Annotated in this window: 13 protein-coding genes; 8 read left to right on the top strand and 5 right to left on the bottom strand. The window is 61.5% G+C overall.

What is annotated here, in order from left to right; all coding sequences use genetic code 11:
- Nucleotides 1-33: 33 nt before the first annotated feature.
- The gene (locus tag CTP10_RS38750) at nucleotides 34-540 is read left to right on the top strand and encodes an ankyrin repeat domain-containing protein (RefSeq protein WP_058697674.1); all 507 of its coding nucleotides are present in this window, start codon (nucleotides 34-36) and stop codon (nucleotides 538-540) included.
- 367 nt (nucleotides 541-907) lie between these two features.
- On the opposite strand, the gene CTP10_RS38745 is transcribed toward CTP10_RS38750, so the two are convergent.
- From CTP10_RS38745 to CTP10_RS38730, 4 genes are all read right to left on the bottom strand, one after another.
- The gene (locus tag CTP10_RS38745; protein WP_058697567.1) at nucleotides 908-1,894 is read right to left on the bottom strand and encodes an LLM class flavin-dependent oxidoreductase; all 987 of its coding nucleotides are present in this window, start codon (nucleotides 1,892-1,894) and stop codon (nucleotides 908-910) included.
- Between the two features lie 96 nt (nucleotides 1,895-1,990).
- Nucleotides 1,991-3,124, bottom strand: a complete 1,134-nt coding sequence (locus CTP10_RS38740; RefSeq protein WP_058697568.1) for an alkene reductase — start codon at nucleotides 3,122-3,124, stop codon at nucleotides 1,991-1,993.
- A 50-nt stretch (nucleotides 3,125-3,174) separates the two neighbouring features.
- Entirely contained in the window at nucleotides 3,175-4,197 is a 1,023-nt protein-coding gene (locus CTP10_RS38735; protein WP_058697569.1) for an LLM class oxidoreductase, read from the bottom strand.
- A gap of 153 nt (nucleotides 4,198-4,350) precedes the next feature.
- Nucleotides 4,351-5,280: a LysR family transcriptional regulator gene (locus CTP10_RS38730; RefSeq protein ID WP_058697570.1), complete on the bottom strand. Its 930-nt coding sequence runs from the start codon at nucleotides 5,278-5,280 to the stop codon at nucleotides 4,351-4,353.
- Nucleotides 5,281-5,480: 200 nt separating this feature from the next.
- Between CTP10_RS38730 and CTP10_RS38725 the strand changes: the two genes are divergently transcribed.
- The 6 genes from CTP10_RS38725 to CTP10_RS38700 all read left to right on the top strand — a co-directional run bounded on the left by CTP10_RS38725 (nucleotide 5,481) and on the right by CTP10_RS38700 (nucleotide 11,252).
- On the top strand, nucleotides 5,481-6,458 hold the full coding sequence (locus tag CTP10_RS38725; RefSeq protein ID WP_058697571.1) for an LLM class oxidoreductase: 978 nt from the start codon (nucleotides 5,481-5,483) through the stop codon (nucleotides 6,456-6,458).
- A 12-nt stretch (nucleotides 6,459-6,470) separates the two neighbouring features.
- Entirely contained in the window at nucleotides 6,471-7,403 is a 933-nt protein-coding gene (locus CTP10_RS38720; protein ID WP_081050243.1) for a nuclear transport factor 2 family protein, read from the top strand.
- Nucleotides 7,404-7,550: 147 nt separating this feature from the next.
- On the top strand, nucleotides 7,551-8,495 hold the full coding sequence (locus CTP10_RS38715; RefSeq protein WP_058697573.1) for a TIGR03571 family LLM class oxidoreductase: 945 nt from the start codon (nucleotides 7,551-7,553) through the stop codon (nucleotides 8,493-8,495).
- Between the two features lie 596 nt (nucleotides 8,496-9,091).
- Nucleotides 9,092-10,189, top strand: coding sequence for an alkene reductase (locus tag CTP10_RS38710; protein WP_058697574.1), 1,098 nt, complete (start codon nucleotides 9,092-9,094; stop codon nucleotides 10,187-10,189).
- A 77-nt stretch (nucleotides 10,190-10,266) separates the two neighbouring features.
- Nucleotides 10,267-10,494: a hypothetical protein gene (locus CTP10_RS38705; RefSeq protein ID WP_143010701.1), complete on the top strand. Its 228-nt coding sequence runs from the start codon at nucleotides 10,267-10,269 to the stop codon at nucleotides 10,492-10,494.
- A gap of 71 nt (nucleotides 10,495-10,565) precedes the next feature.
- The gene (locus CTP10_RS38700; RefSeq protein WP_058697575.1) at nucleotides 10,566-11,252 is read left to right on the top strand and encodes a gamma-glutamylcyclotransferase; all 687 of its coding nucleotides are present in this window, start codon (nucleotides 10,566-10,568) and stop codon (nucleotides 11,250-11,252) included.
- Nucleotides 11,253-11,820: 568 nt separating this feature from the next.
- Here the strand turns inward: CTP10_RS38700 and CTP10_RS38695 are convergent.
- A complete protein-coding gene (locus CTP10_RS38695; protein ID WP_058697576.1) occupies nucleotides 11,821-13,782 on the bottom strand; it encodes a sigma-54-dependent Fis family transcriptional regulator in 1,962 nt (653 codons plus the stop codon).
- 741 nt (nucleotides 13,783-14,523) lie between these two features.
- Here CTP10_RS38695 and CTP10_RS38690 point away from each other — a divergent pair.
- Entirely contained in the window at nucleotides 14,524-15,438 is a 915-nt protein-coding gene (locus CTP10_RS38690; protein ID WP_058697577.1) for an alpha/beta hydrolase, read from the top strand.
- The last annotated feature ends 21 nt before the right edge of the window (nucleotides 15,439-15,459 follow it).

Here is a 15,459-nt window from a genome sequence, read left to right as displayed (position 1 = left end):
GCGGGGGAGAGAACAAGGATAATGACCCAAGCTATATCAGACTGGAAACGGAACATGACGCCTGAGGAAGAGGCTCGCGTGGTCGCCGCGCTGGCCGAGGTTTTCAACCTGGTGCGCCAAGGGGATGCGGGTTCGCTTGCTGCCCTGATTGCGCGCGGCTTGTCGCCGGACCTGCGCAACGAGAAGGGCGACAGCCTTGTGATGCTGGCCGCCTACCACGGACAGGTGGACACCCTGCGCACTTTGCTTGATGCCGGAGCCTCGCCTGACATGTGTAACGCGGCTGGCCAGACACCAATTGCCGGAGCGGCCTACAAGGGCTTCAAGGACGTAATTGAAGTACTGCTGGCGTATGGCGCCGACGTCGAAGGCGCGTCGCCAGACGGCCGCACTGCGCTAATGGTCGCCGCGATGTTCGACAGGACTGAAATCGTAGATCTACTAGTCTCAAGCGGCGCCAACCTCGGCGCGCGCGACAATTGGGGCATGACCGCCGCCGATGCAGCCGCCTTCATGGGAGGCCGGCACCGCGGTCATTGATACGCTGGCCGCGTCGCCTCTTAGCGATGCCGCTGAACGTGAGCCAATTTACCCCAATACCGACGCTAAAGTGGTATTGACGATTCGAGAGTTCGAGCAGTCTCTGATTCAGGAGATCGGAAAATTTACCGTCATGCCACCCACCGAGGTCTACAGGGGGACAATGGCGGGTAGCCACGCTACAGGTTCCCTTTACAAGTCACCCTCTGACGCCTTGTGTGCATTGTGCAGTCTCTGCGAAGGAAGTGCGGGACGATCCAATCCGATGGGTTTGCGCTGTTCCCTCTCCGCTACTGGCATCCGCTCTTTGCAGCTTGGCAAGTTGCAAAGCGTCAGGTCCTACGCGGCTGAGGAGGTCGCCCATGGACTAGCGGCTGAGGAGGTCGCCCATGGACTCCGCGGCATACTGGTGCGAGCGCATCCGCGCCTGCGGGTCGTAGATGCGGCAGTCGATCATCAGCTCGTCGGCACCGGTCTGGTCAACGATCTTCTCAATCCACGCGCCGACGGTCGGCTTGTCGCCGGCCACGGTGCAGGCCATGACCTGGTCCAGGACTTCGCGCTCGTGATCGGGCAAGCGCCGCACGTAGTCCTCCACGGGCTTGGGCAACAGGCCAAGGCGCCCCATGTGCAGGTTCAGCATCCATTGTTGGTGCGAACTCGCCAGGTACTCCGCTTCCTCGTTTGTCTCAGCCGCGAATATATTCACGCCGACCATGACGTACGGCGTGGCGAGTTGCTGCGAGGGCCGGAAGTTGTTGCGGTAGTGGGTGATCGCCTGGTGCAGGTAACGCGGCGCGAAGTGCGAAGCAAATGCATAGGGCAGGCCGAGCTTTGCCGCAAGATCGGCACCGTACATGCTGGAGCCGAGAATCCAGAGCGGTACGTCATGCCGTTCCGGAACCGCGCGCACCGGCTGCTTGCCGTTGTCGGCCAGATAGTCCATCAACTCGACGACATCCTGCGCAAAGTCGCGTTCCCTGGCGCCGCGTCGCAACGCCTGAACCGTCGGGCCGCCGCTGCCTGGCGCGCGTCCGAGGCCAAGATCGATTCGACCTGGATATAGCGCTTCCAGGGTGCCGAACTGCTCGGCGACAACCAGCGGTGCATGGTTGGGCAGCATGACGCCACCGGACCCGACACGGATGGACGACGTGGCCGAGGCGATATCGCTGATGATCAGCGAGGTGGCGGCCGAGCCAATGCCTGGCATATTGTGATGCTCCGCGACCCAGTAGCGACGGAAGCCATGCTGCTCGACATGCCGGGCCAGCTGGCGCGACTCATCCACGGCCTCGGCAAGACTCTTGTCTTGTCCGATCATTACCAGATCCAGGACGGACAGGGCGGTCATAGGAACTCCATTGAGAGGTTGCAAGGGGCAGGGCAGCGGCCCACGCCCCTGGTTTTGGTGAGCAAGTCTGAGGCGGCGCTATGCCTTGTCCGCCTGTCATGCCTGGCGGTGGCTGGCCTGTCTTTCATGGGTCGGCTCGTTTGCCGGTGCTCTGGCCGGATCGTAAGCCGGGTAGTCGATGTACCCACGGGCGCCGCCACCATAGAAGGCCTCACGCCCGGCTTCCGCCAATGGCCAATCGTTGCGCAAGCGCTCCACCAGGTCCGGATTCGAGATAAACGGCCGGCCGAACACAATCACATCGGCCTGCCCTGCGTCCAGGGCCTCTCGGGCGCTTTCCGAATTGAAACCGCCTGCCAGCATTAGCGTGCCCTGGTAGGCCTTGCGGAAAGCCTGCTGGAATGCGGGCGATTCGAGGTGACTCGCGTGCATGTAAGCCAGGCTGCGGCGGGACAATGCCTCGGCCAAAGCGAGCCAGGTCGCTTCCTCTTCTTCGAACGCATGCAGGTCGTTAAGCCGGGCCTGCGGCGACACGCGCACGCCCACGCGCGCATTGCCAATCTCACCGGCGACCGCATCGACGGTCTCCAGCAGGAGGCGCAGCCGGTTGTCGATGGACGCGCCCCCATATTGGTCGGTGCGGGTGTTCAGGCCGGCATTGATGAACTGCTCGAACAGGAACCCGTTACCCGCATGGATTTCGACGCCGTCAAAGCCAGCGGCCATGGCGTTGCGTGCGGCGTTGCGAAAGTCCTCGATCACGCCGCGGATGCCGGCCAGGTCCAGGGCCGCCGGCGCGCTGACCTGCACCTGGGCCGGCTGACCGTTGGTGTCGTAGGCGAGTACCTGGGTATCGGCTGCCGTTACCGCCACCGAAGAGACCGGTGCATTGCCGTCCGCTTGTAGCGAAACATGCGAGACCCGCCCGACATGCCAGAGCTGGATGAAGATCCGGCCGCCGGCGCGATGCACTGCGTCGGTGGTGCGCTGCCATCCTGCGATTTGCTGGGGCGTGTGGATCCCTGGCGTGTACAGGTAGCCGCGGCCCTGAGCCGAGACCTGGGCGCTTTCGGTGATGATCAGGCCGGCGCTGGCACGCTGGGCGTAATACGTGGCCATATCCGTCGGCGGGACGGTGTCGACTGCCCGGGCGCGTGTCATCGGCGCCATGACGACGCGATTTGGCAACTGCAGGCCGGCAAGGTCATAAGGATCGAAGAGGGATGTCATGGCAAGGGCTCCGGGTAGCAGGTGCGAGTATTGGCGTGCGTGCTGCCGGTTCACGGATGCGAAGGGAAGTGTGGCAACACGTACTCCGCCAGTTCGTCCAGGATCTCGCCATAGGGCTGGCGGCTGACCTTCGGATTGAGGGCAACGTGGGAAATGCCGGCTGCCTGAGCCAGTTCCAGATAGTCACGCAGCCCGTTGCGTCCGGCGCGGAAACCGCCAGGGAAGCGCTGGAACGGCACATCCGGGTCTTCGGCCAGGTCGAGGTAGCCTCCCAGCCCCAAAGGCTTGAAGGCTTGCTCACCCGCCGCAGCGTGCACGTGCTTGCGCCACTCTTCGCCGAGCTGTGCCAGCCCGTACGGAGCGGGCGCTCCTCCCAGGAATCCGTCCAGGTTATGCGCCAGCCATTCCATGCTTTGCTGTGCCTGGCCCACGGCGATGGCGGGAACTCGCCCGAACGGCGCCTTGGGAACCAGGTCGAGGGCGCCAGGCGATCCTCCGAAGCGTGCAGACTGAAAGCTCGGAAAGCTTTCTTCAGACAGCGTCCGGAAGACGCCATAGGCGTCGCGATAGCGCTCGCCGCGGCTCTCGTAGTCGATGCCGAACATCGGGTAATCGCTATAGCGGTCGCCTGAGGACAGCCCGAGCACCAGCCTGCCACCACTGAGTTGGTCCAGCGACGTCGCCTGCTTGGCCAGGTTCATCGGCTCGCGCGTTGGAAGCACGATGCCAGTGGTACCCAGGGCAATTCGTTCGGTCGCAGCAGCCAGGTACGAGATGTAGACCATTGGCTCGAAAATCTGTGCCACATCGCCGTAATTCGGATCGAAGAAGGGTACGTCGCGCATCCAAAGTGCGCCGAAACCCAGCTGCTCGGCGCGCTGGGCCATCTGCACGTGGCCGCGCATGGTCGGCGCGGGCCGTCCCGGATGGGTTTCGAGCGGGAGGATCAGCCCGATGGTCAGGGCACCTGGCTGGAACAGGCGCTGGAAGCCCGGATGCTGTTGCAGGGCCGGGTGCGGGCTCGGCAGCTCGGCAGGCAACGCCTTTGGGGTGGCAGAGGCTGGGACAGTCATGGCAGAGGACCACTGGGGATTGGGATGTCGTAAGTCTCATTGAATCCCGTGTGGAGATAAACCGCTTTGCGAGACCGGCACTCGGTCCTCATGGGCCCCAATCCCACCCCCCAACACTCTCCTGCAGCCCGCTGTTCAGCAAAGTGGCGCGAGTCAGGTATTGGCCTGTGTACCAGGCTCCCATGGCACACCAGCTTCCCACCGTGCCACCAGCAGGTCGATGAACGCCCGGATGCGCGGCGACAGGTGGCGCTTGCTGGGATAAACGACCCGGATGGGGTCAGGCGTTGTGCGATACGCGCCAAGCACTTCCACCAGCGTGCCCGCGCGAACGTCGGCGCCCGTGAGATAGGACGGCAGGCAGACCAGGCCGAAGCCAGCCAGCGCCGCTTCGCGCATCGCCTCCGAACTGTCGATGCTCAGGCGTCCCGGGCCATCAAACAGATAGTGGCCTTCAGGCGTGTCAAAGCGCCACGGACGTGGCCGCTCCGCGCTCTGGAAGACAATGGTGTCGTGACCGGCCAGGTCCTGCGGAACTTGTGGCACCCCACGCCGGGCTAGATACTCCGGTGAGGCGCACGTGAGGAACTGCTGCTCGGCAATCGTGCGAGTGAGGATCTGCGAGTCATCCTTCGGGATGCCGATACGGATGGCAATGTCGAAGCCTTCTTCGATGAGGTCCACGAAGCGGTCGGTGAACGAGATATCCGCACGCAGCTCGGGCCACTGCTTCAGGTAGGCATCAAGGACCGGCAGGATGTGGCGCTGTCCGAAGGACAAGGGTGCCGTCAGCTTGAGGGTGCCGGTTGGCCTGCCGCGGCGCAGTGCCATGGTGGCATCCACCTCCTCGAGGTCTTCCAGGATCTGGCGCCAGCGTTCATATACCACCAGGCCCTCGTCAGTCAGGCTCAGCTTGCGCGTGGTGCGGTTGAGCAGGCGCACGCCCAGTCGCCCCTCCAGGCGCACGATGCTCTTGCCAATGGCTGAACGGGTGAGGCTGAGCGAATCGGCGGCGGCGGTAAAGCTGCCAGCCTTTACTGCCGCCACGAACGCGGCGATGTCGCCGAATCGGTTGGGCTCCATGGTGTTGTGTCCTCACACCCACAGCGGGGCATCAGCGTTCCCTGACACGGGAATCCAAATCCCCAATCATCGCCTTATCCTTGCTACCTGTCCACAAGGCAGAGCAATGCGGGCTAATGCGGCGGGCCGAGTTGCTACCAAGGCATTGGGTCAACGCAGACCTCGGAGCGTGCCGCTCGCCGTTTAGCGGAGTCATCACTATGAATAACCCTTCAATCGGTCCAGTGCCTGCGGAATTGCAGGCCCACCCCGGATACCGCCGGGTCTTCCAGCCTGGCCGGCTGACGTTTGGCTTCATCATGCCCCTGGAGGGCTATCCATCGTCGCCGTTCCCCACTCTGCAAGACCATCAGCGCCTGGCCACGATGGCTGACGAGGCGGGATTTTCTGCGCTATGGATGCGCGATGTTCCCTTCTACGACCCCAACTTCGGGGATACCGGGCAGATGCTGGACCCGATGGTGTATCTGGGCTTTCTCGCTGCTCACACCAAAAAGATCGCGCTGGGCACAGCCGGCATCATCCTGACGCTGCGCGACCCGCTCATCGTCGCCAAACAAGCCGCATCCGCTGATCAGCTGCTGCAAGGCCGCTTGCTGCTGGGGCTTTCAACTGGTGACCGCGCCATCGAATATCCGGCGTTCGGGGCGGACTACGAGAGCCGCGGGGACCGCTTCCGCGAAGCCTTCGGTCTGATCAAGACGGTTACGGAGCAGTCCTTTCCGCGCGCGGCCACTAGCTACTACGGCACCTTCCGCGGCGAGATCGATCTGATTCCGAAGCCGGTGGGTGGGCGCATGCCCATGCTGGTGATCGGCCGGGCCCGCCAGGATCTCGGCTGGATCGCCAGGCACAGCGATGGCTGGATCTGGCACCTGAGCGACCTCGACCGGATGCCGCAGCTATTGGAAAGCTGGCGGGCCAGCCATGAGGAGGGGTGGCTGCGGCCATACGGCTATGCCGCGTTCTTCGACCTGTCCGAGAACCCCAACGCCCCGTTGCAGTACGTCGGCAACGGCATCCGCGCCGGCCGCAACGCTTTGATCGCCCTGTGGCGAAGGCAGCAGGCTCAGGGCGTCAGCCACGTCGCGCTTAACCTCAAGCCCTTGCGCCGGCCCGCGGCAGAGGTGCTGGAGGAACTGGCGGAATTTGTCCTGCCCCACTTCCGGGCCGACTGAATGGAGAAATCAATGTCGTCCACTGTTACACGTCATCAACTTCTGGATCTGCTTGCTGCCTTCTGCGATACGTGGGCCGGAAGACCGTCGATGCCTGCGGAAGATCTGCTGGCCGATGCAGTCGAGCTGTTCAGCAGCCACCGTGGCCATTTCCGGGGAGCCCATGATGTCCTTGGGGCGCTGGCCAGCGACTTCCCAGGCCTGGAGGCCGTGCATATCGCCGCGACCAATCGTGTTCCTCGGGCATATGGGAGCGAGAGCATGGTCAGCGCCTATTTTCATGGCGAGGCGCGGCAATCTGCCGGCAACGCTGAAGCGGTAGCGTTCGGCGGCGTGGTGATCCTGTCTTTCGAGAGCCAGGGAAGCCGTGCGCGCATACGCGAAATCAGGATCCAGCTCCATTGGGTCCATGGCGAGTCGGCCAGGCTGACGGGCTGGCAGCTGCCGCCGACCGACAGGGCATGGCAGCCCGGCGATCCGCCTGCCGTCGTCGTCAGCGAGCTGGATGCACCGTGGCATCGAATCCCGGTGTCGGAATTGGCCACCAGCAACGAGGAGGCGGCCGCCGAGGCTTGGTTCCGCTATGCCTGGGCCCTGGATCAAGCCGATTTCGTGTTGTTCGGTCAATGCTTCAGCGAGGATGCCGAGGCTGAACTGACGCCCATGGGACATCTGAAAGGGCGCCGCGAGTTGATGGCAACGCTCAAGGCGTTCCGCCTGCCGTGGCCGTGGATGCAGCATTATGGTGAGCCGCTGCAGGTCGAGATCCAGTCCGACGGGAGCAGCGCGGCGCTCCTGTTGGGACGCGTTATGCCCGGGCGGACGACAACGCCGGAGAACAAACCGCTCTACGGCGCGCACTATCGCATACAGCTGATCAAGGACGATGGCGAGACATGGCGGATTGGCCAGATGGCATACGTGCCGGGCTGGTTCAGCGTCTGATTTGGACACGTGCAACGGCGGGAGCGCCTCGCGTACAGATATTGTCCAGGTGCGCGAATCACACCTATGCTTCACCGAGTCTCCGGTTGTCGAGCGTAGCGCCAAAATCGGGGGCACCGAAAGCCACGTCACGATCGGGAACGAGCCATGGACCTACTCAATCACGCTTATGAGCGCACCCTTGCCGCCGGGCAATTGACCGTAGGCTTGATGACCCCGCTCGGGCGCAAGCCCGGTGAGATGGCCGACATCGAGTCTGAGCTGCGCCTGGCCGCACGCGCCGACGCCCTCCAGTTCGCTGCGCTTTGGGCCCGCGACGTACCTCTGATGATCCCGCAAGGATCCACCATGGAAGCCGCGGCGCTGGATGACCCGTTCGTGTGGTTGTCATTCCTTGCCGGGGTAACCCGTTCGATTGCACTCGGTACGGCCGCAGCGGTGCTTCCACTGCGACACCCGATCCACCTGGCGAAGTCCGCCCTGTCGCTGGACCGGCTGTCGCAGGGCCGCTTTATCCTGGGCTTAGGCTCCGGTGACAGGGAGGCCGAATTTGCGGCGTTTGGCCTCGACCCTGAACAAAGGGCAGAAGCGTTCCGGACGCGATGGGCGATCGTCAGGGCGGCGCTGTCGCCTTCGCAGGCCGATCGTGCCGCCTTGCTGAGCGCCACCGATGGCTACGATCTTGCTGTGCCGCCGGCTGCTCGCGTGCCGATGATGGCGGTGGGTTCAGCCCGGCAAACCTTGCAATGGATCGCAGCCCATGCAGACGCATGGGCCACGTACCACAGAGAGGAAGTTCGCCAGCAGGGGCGCATTGGCCTCTGGCAATCCGCGCTACGAGAACGGTCCCCTGGTATGCCAAAGCCGTTCGTTCAGTCCATACACCTGGACCTGGTCGACGACCCTTCGACCGAGGCAGTACCTATCGAACTGGGCCTGCGAACTGGCCGCTGGGCATTGATCGATTATCTGAAGCGACTGGAGGCCAATGGTGTCGCCCACGCCATGCTGCATCTCGCCCCCGGTCCGCGGCCTCTTTTGGGCGTTGTGGAAGAACTTGGTATGGCTGTTCTTCCGGCTTTGCGCCAGTGAATTGTTTCTGCCGGTCCGACTTTACCAGGCCTTCTTCACACCAGGCGATCCTCATCACTCGATTGCCGATGAGGATTCCCCAGTCGGTCATGTGCGTGCCTTTCGTCAGGCAGCCTTGCGGTTTCGCTCTTCGCTTCAGCGTATCGGCAACGATTCACAGCGGCGCCTCGATCAGGTCTAAACACCCCACCAAGTTCAAACACGAATGCTTGGACGCGCCTGCCAAGTGGAACCTGGTGCGCGCTAAACGGTGTGGAAGGGTCATAGTTCCGGAACGCAAACCAGCTGCCGATTAGGGATCCATTGTCCCGTATTCCGGGACACCATCCCTCTATATCACCAACATCAGATCCCTGACACTGCAGTCATTCAACAGCGGGGTTGGTGGGCAGCATTGAATAGCTGACTACCGCACCATCAACCGACGCACCGAGATGTCGTCCGGCCCAGGCAAGGCGGCATAAGGAGCGGAAGCCAGCCGAGTATGGCTACCCGTTGCACCACGCTCGCCTTTATCGAGGCGTTTCGTTTTCAGGCAGCGAACAGGGTATTCCTTTCGCGCCGAACACCCCGTGTCTTTTCAGGAGAAAGCGCACATGCCAAACCTATTTGATTCCTACCAACTCGGCGCGATCCCGCTCGCCAACCGTGTCGTGATGGCGCCGCTGACCCGCTCCAGAGCGGATGCAAACGATGTCCCTTCCGCATTGATGGAGCAGTACTACGTTCAGCGCGCCGGTGCAGGGCTGTTGATCTCCGAAGCGATCAATGTGACCCGCAACTCCCAGTCCTTCGAGGGATCGCCTGGCCTGTACAGCCCGGAGCAGACCGAAGCGTGGCGGCGCATCGTGGAAAGCCTGCATCTGGCGGGCGGGCGCATCGTAGCGCAACTTTGGCACACCGGTCGAGCGAGCTCTTTCGCGATCCTGAACGGGAATGCGCCGGTTTCTCCCTCGGCTGTCAACGATGACCTGCACCAGCTTCATGTCTGGGGAAAACTGCAGAACGGCGTATACACCAGGATCCATGCCACCCCATCGCGCGCAATGAGTACGCAGGAGGTGAAGGCCGCCATTCAGGAATATCGGTATGCTGCCGCCAATGCGCGCACTGCCGGCTTCGATGGTGTCGAAGTCCATGCGGCCAACGGCTATCTGCCACATCAGTTCTTGTCCGCAACGACCAACCAACGGGACGACGAATACGGAGGCTCCGTCGAAAATCGTGCCCGCTTCTTGCGCGAGATTATCGAGCAGGTTTCGCGAGTGATGCCGATAGATCGGATCGGGGTGAGAATCTCCCCATTCGCGGCATACAACAATGTGCGTGACCTCGATCCAGTGGGCACGTACCAATATGTCGCAGCCATGCTTCAGGATCTTGGCGTGGCTTACGTTCACATCGCGGATACCAATGGCTGGTTCGACCGTCCAGACTTGCCCAATATCCTCGAGATCGTGCGGCCAGCGTACTCCGGCTCGCTGATTGTCAACGGCGGTATCAGTCCGGAAAAGGCAAAGCAACTGGTGAGCGAAGGCACGACAGACCTGGTTGCATTCGGCCGTGCGTTCATCGCCAACCCGGACCTGGTGTCGCGACTGAAGCACGACATTCCGCTTGCACAATCCAGCCCGGAAGACTGGTATGGCGGTTCCGCCAAAGGCTACACCGACTACCCGGCGCATGCTGCCTGATGCAATGATCCTCCGTTCAACAGGAAAGGAGGAACACCTCATCGACCTGGTACCGGGAGCAATCGAGATTAATGATCATGAATTTTAGCAACCTGAAGAAATTTTCAAAGACCGCTGTTCTCGCTGTAGTTGGCGCACTCGCAATTGCCAATTTTAGTGTTGTGGTTTTAGAGCGCATTGAAGTGGCCGCCGTCGGCAGTCTGCCATCCATGAATTCAACGACAATGATTGCCGGAATGGACCGAACAGGGCCTTCGGAGCCGCCAAAGAGAACAGGCGAACACGAGCGCAATCGAGTGGCGTAACGGTTAATACTTGCCTCCTTCGTCTGCATTGAATGGCGTGATTCAGTGCAGACTTGGGCAGGAATCCAATCATGCTGACAAGAGAGCTGATTAGCACAGGTGCTTACCTGGAATCGTTTCAGGATCTGCCGGAGCAATTCCGCTGGTCCCGGGAGCGCATCGAAACCTCAATGCGCGAAACCCTGGCGCGACGTCCGCAACCTGAGGAACCGGTCTGGGTGTTCGCATACGGCTCGCTGATCTGGAATCCACTATTCCACTTTGCCGAGAAGCAACGGGCGACGCTGCATGGCTGGCACCGTAGCTTCTGCATTCGCCTCGTCACGGCACGCGGAACCAGCACGCACCCTGGTCGCATGCTGGGGCTCGAGCTGGCCGGAGAGTCGGTTGGTGTGGCGTTCAGGCTGAGAGAGGATGAATTGGTTCACGAACTCATGATGGTGTGGGTGCGAGAAATGGTGGGCGGTGTTTATCAGCCGACGTGGGGGGAGGTCAAGCTGGCCGATGGCAAGACCGTGAGCGCTATCACGTTTGTCGCCGATACGGCGCACGCCTTGTACGAGGATGATTCGTCGATCGCGACAACCGCTCCGATGATTGCGACCGCAAATGGGCATCTTGGAAGCAATCGCGACTATTTGCTGCAGCTCGACGAATCCCTAGTTGAGCACGACATTTCCGACGACTACGTTAAAAGTCTTGCCGAGGCGGTTCGTGTACACCGGACTTCGGGCGGTTCCTCTTCACCGAAAAGCTAACCAGGGCATGGTCACCGGCATTGGCTTGGCAAGCCAGAGGACATCCGTGCGATAGTCTGCCGATTAAGCCAGTTTGTCATACGCACGCATTACGGAAGTGCGTATGTGGACGCCTCCCGGGTTGCAAGCGGCTTGACATGGTGGTCAGCGGATCCGAACGTGAGGCTGGTGTTTCAGATCGAGCCCTGTGCAATCCATGGTGGTGATGCACCAGCGCCTTGATTGCCGGCATTCATGATCAAGTTCCGTGCCGTCGTCGCTTGAGACGGTGCTTGCAGGTATTCCCGGGGAAATTGGGTCTAATTGCTGTGTTGAAGCAGGCTTGCACCCTGTCCGGGCGAGATGCGCCGGACAAATCCGACCGATCGATGAGACCCCGCTGTCCTTCGAATGTCTTCCGTGACAGGCGAGCCTGCGTGAGAGAGCCGAACAGCTTTAAGGGAAAGGGGTGCACGCCGCAATCACGCGAAGATGTGCCGCGCGAGTTGGCTTGGCGAGGGGAAAGGAAGATGCGTCTCAACGGTCTGCAAGCCTGACCTTGGGGTGATATGGACGCATGCAGTACGAATTAATCGTCCTGGCCCGACGTGTACTGACCCGGATCGATATTGAGCTCGGCGAATTTTCGGTAGAGCGTGGAACGTGCGATGCCGAGCGCCTTGGCAGCGTAGTTGGCCTTCCGGTACTTGCGCAGCATCCCGATGATCAGTTGACGCTCATAATCCTGCATGGAAGACAGGTTGTCCGTTGGTGGCGGTTTCGGGCCGGCTTCTAGCCTCTCGGTTTGCTGAGGTGGTTGCGTGACTTCAGGCGGCAGGCAGGAAATATCGATGGGCCCTTCAGAACACAGCAGCGCCGCCTCGATGACATTGCGCACCTCGCGGGCGTTGCCTGGCCAAGTGTAGCGTTCGAGTGCCGCGCGGGCTTCTGGCGTGATGTCGACGGCAGCGATCCTGTGCTTCTCGCGCATGGCGCCGACAAACTGTTCGATCAAAGGGGGGATATCGCAAGGGCGCGCCCTCAGTGGCTTGACGGTCTTCTGCACGATCTTCAGGCGAAAGTAGAGGTCCTGGCGGAATTGTCCCTCGGCGACCAACTGCTCCAGATTCCGGTGGGTAGCCGCGATGATCCGACACTGTGCGCGCTGCGATTCGCACGAACCGACCCGTTGGTACGAGCCATCTTCCAATACCCGAAGCAGGCCGGCCTGCATTGCCAGCGGCAGTTCGCCGACCTCATCAAGAAACAGGGTGCCACCCCTCGCTGATTCGAAGTATCCGGCGCGGCCGCGTGGATCGGCGCCGGAAAACGCGCCTCTCACGTAGCCAAAAAACGTACTTTCCATCAACTCCGCGCTGATGGCGCCGCAATTGACTGGCAGATAGGGCTCATTGGAGCGGTGACTGCACGCGTGCAGATGTCTCGCCAGCAATTCCTTGCCGGTGCCGGTTTCGCCAATGATCAGCACATTGACGTCCGTCGTTGCCACGCGCTGGAGTTCGTCCAGCATGCGCCGGGTTTCCGGGTCGCGGGTCAGGAACTGGCCGAACCGCCTGACGGGATCCGCATCGCTTTGCGGAAAGGGCGCGCGTTCGGAAGTAGGCAAGCGGATTTGCGGCTCGCTGGCCAGCAGGATAATCGCGCCAATTCTCTCGCCGGATTCAGGCGAAGAAACGTCGATCGTTTGCCTGACCGGCGTGACCTGCAGCGATCCCGCCCCCCAGGCTGCGACGATCTTGCTGCAGCGATCGGTTGGCGAGTGAGCAACCACGCGTCCGACGTGATCCAGCGCTAACATTTCGTCGTGAGGGTAGCGGCGCGCCGTTTCGCCGAACGCTGAGATCAGCCGGCTACGCTCCAGTTCCCTGTACATGACCATGCGCGCTTGAATCGAGTTGGCCATCGACACAGTCAATGCCAATGCCTGGTCGCGGAAGGCGGATTCTTCAATAGTGAAGTCAACGACACCAAGGACGGTGCGCCCGTCAATGTCGAATATCGGCGCCGCGGCGCACGACCACGAATGCCAGCCTTCGCAAAAATGTTCCGTGGCAAAGACATGGACTGGCTGCCCCGTGGCAAGCGCGGTGCCCATTCCGTTCGTGCCTGCGGAAGCCTCGTTCCATTTGGAGCCCTCCACAATGCCCGAGCGAGTGGCAGCCTGTTCGCGGATCCTGGGAGCGCCCGTGATATGCAGGACACATCCCGTGGCTTCAGTAAGGATGATCAGGCCGGGAATCTCATCGAGAAAATGCCCTACATCCTGGATGACTGGCACAGAGGCGTTCAGCAGGCGCTGGCCCGACTGGAGACGCTGCCGGAACTCTTCCTCGTTGAGTCGCTGGGCTACCGTTAACGCAACGTCGACGCCGAGCGTGGTGCAGCGTTGCCATTCGTTGAGCAGAAACTGCTGGTAGGGCGGCCGCCGGTCGCTGATATCGATCAGCCCTGCATTGAAGCGTTCCCACAGGCTTCGCACGCCACGGGCATCTTTGTCGAAGCCGAAGTAGGGGCTTTGGTTTGAAGTCACCGCTTGTCTCCTTCTGGCTGCACAGTCTGAAGTGCGAGACCAGTTACCGGGCCTTTCCAGGCAGCCTTTTCTTTATCTTTAGATCATTACACAACTCCGTTTGGGAAGAAAGGGGGACGATTCGCCAGGCTTTGTCGCAGCCGGGTGAAGCTGCGGGCAAACTCGTGTGCACCACCACATCGTCCAGCGAGTACTTGTGCGTGACGAGGCAAGGAAGCCAGATGCGCTGGCTGAAAACGACATTGCGCATTCGGCACATGCGCTCCTAGCCGCCCGGGCACGACGACCGGGCCAGCGCCTTGCTTCGGCTCCATGACGTCGCGCACCACATTGCGTTTCGTCGGATCCAGCACGAAATCGGCACCCATCGACTTCTCGTTTCCAGGCGGGCGTCCACACGATCCACTGCGATGAGGCCTGCAACCTGCGGTCGTGCGCCAGCCATGCCGCTAGCAAGTCCACTCGCTCCAAAGCCGGCGTGTCCTGTCCCAAGACTCGCGAGACATTTTTGTCCGACCGGCCTCGGACAGATGCGGCACGTCCACTTGAAATCAGCGCATTTTCACAGGGAAAACCCTTGCTTTCTGTGCCAAAACCGGGTGGCACAGAACTTGATCTATGAGGTTTGCCCGTGATGTCGCATCTACAGGTAACACCAATGCATCTGGGGGCGGCGGTTCGCGACGCGCCGACCCGATGCAAAGGGAACTGACTACTACTCACAAGACTGAAAGGAGACGTATGGCTAGCGTTGAATCTGAAGCGCTCAAGACCTTGTATGCAGGTTGGGTCAAGACAATGAGCGAGAAGCCCGACATGTCGCTGGAAGAAGTGCGACAACTGTTCTCCCATTGGGGCGATGTCACCGCCGAACCTGGTGGTGTCGACTACATCGAAGTCAATGCCGCAGGCGTGCCGGCAATGTGGGCCATTCCCAAAGGGTGCGATCCGGACCGCGCACTGCTCTGCTCGCACGGAGGTGGCTATGTCGTCGGATCGATGTACACGCACAGGAAGATGTTCGCCCACATTGCCAAGGCCGTAGGCTGCCGGGCGCTGATTGTCGACTATGGCCGGGCTCCGGAGAATCCGCACCCGGGTCCGGTCAATGACATGACGACAGCTTATGAATGGCTCCTGAAGGATCAGGGCCTGAAGCCCCGGCATATTGCATTGGTGGGGGATTCGGCAGGCGGCGCACTTGCGTTGACAACCATTGCGTCAGCACGTGCGCGCGATCTTCCGCTGCCGGCGGCCACCATGCCGATTTCGCCGTGGGCGGGCTGGGATATCTCCGGGAAAACCTACGAGACCAACGCACATCGGGATGCCTTTGTGTCGAAGGACACCACGGAGTTTCTGGGGCCGCTGTTCATCGGTCCGGAGGGAGACCGCTACGACCCGTTGGCGAACCCGCTCTACACCGACTACAGCGGATATCCCCCGATCTACCTGACGGTGGGTAATGCGGAGACGCTGCTCGATGACAGCATTCGCATCGTCGAGAAGGCAAAGCAGGCCGGTGTCGAGGTGAAGTTCGATTGCTACGACGATATGCAGCACGTCTTCCAGTTCCTGGCCGGCGTGGCGCCCGAAGCGGATGACGTCATCCAGAGGATGGCGCAGTGGGTGCGCCCCCGCATCGGATTGGCATGAATGGATAACGCCAACCACGAA

Origin of the sequence: Cupriavidus sp. P-10 (genome assembly GCF_003402535.2) — a bacterium.
In the GTDB taxonomy this organism is placed as follows: Bacteria; Pseudomonadota; Gammaproteobacteria; order Burkholderiales; family Burkholderiaceae; genus Cupriavidus.
This window is presented reverse-complemented; position numbering and strand designations above follow the sequence as displayed.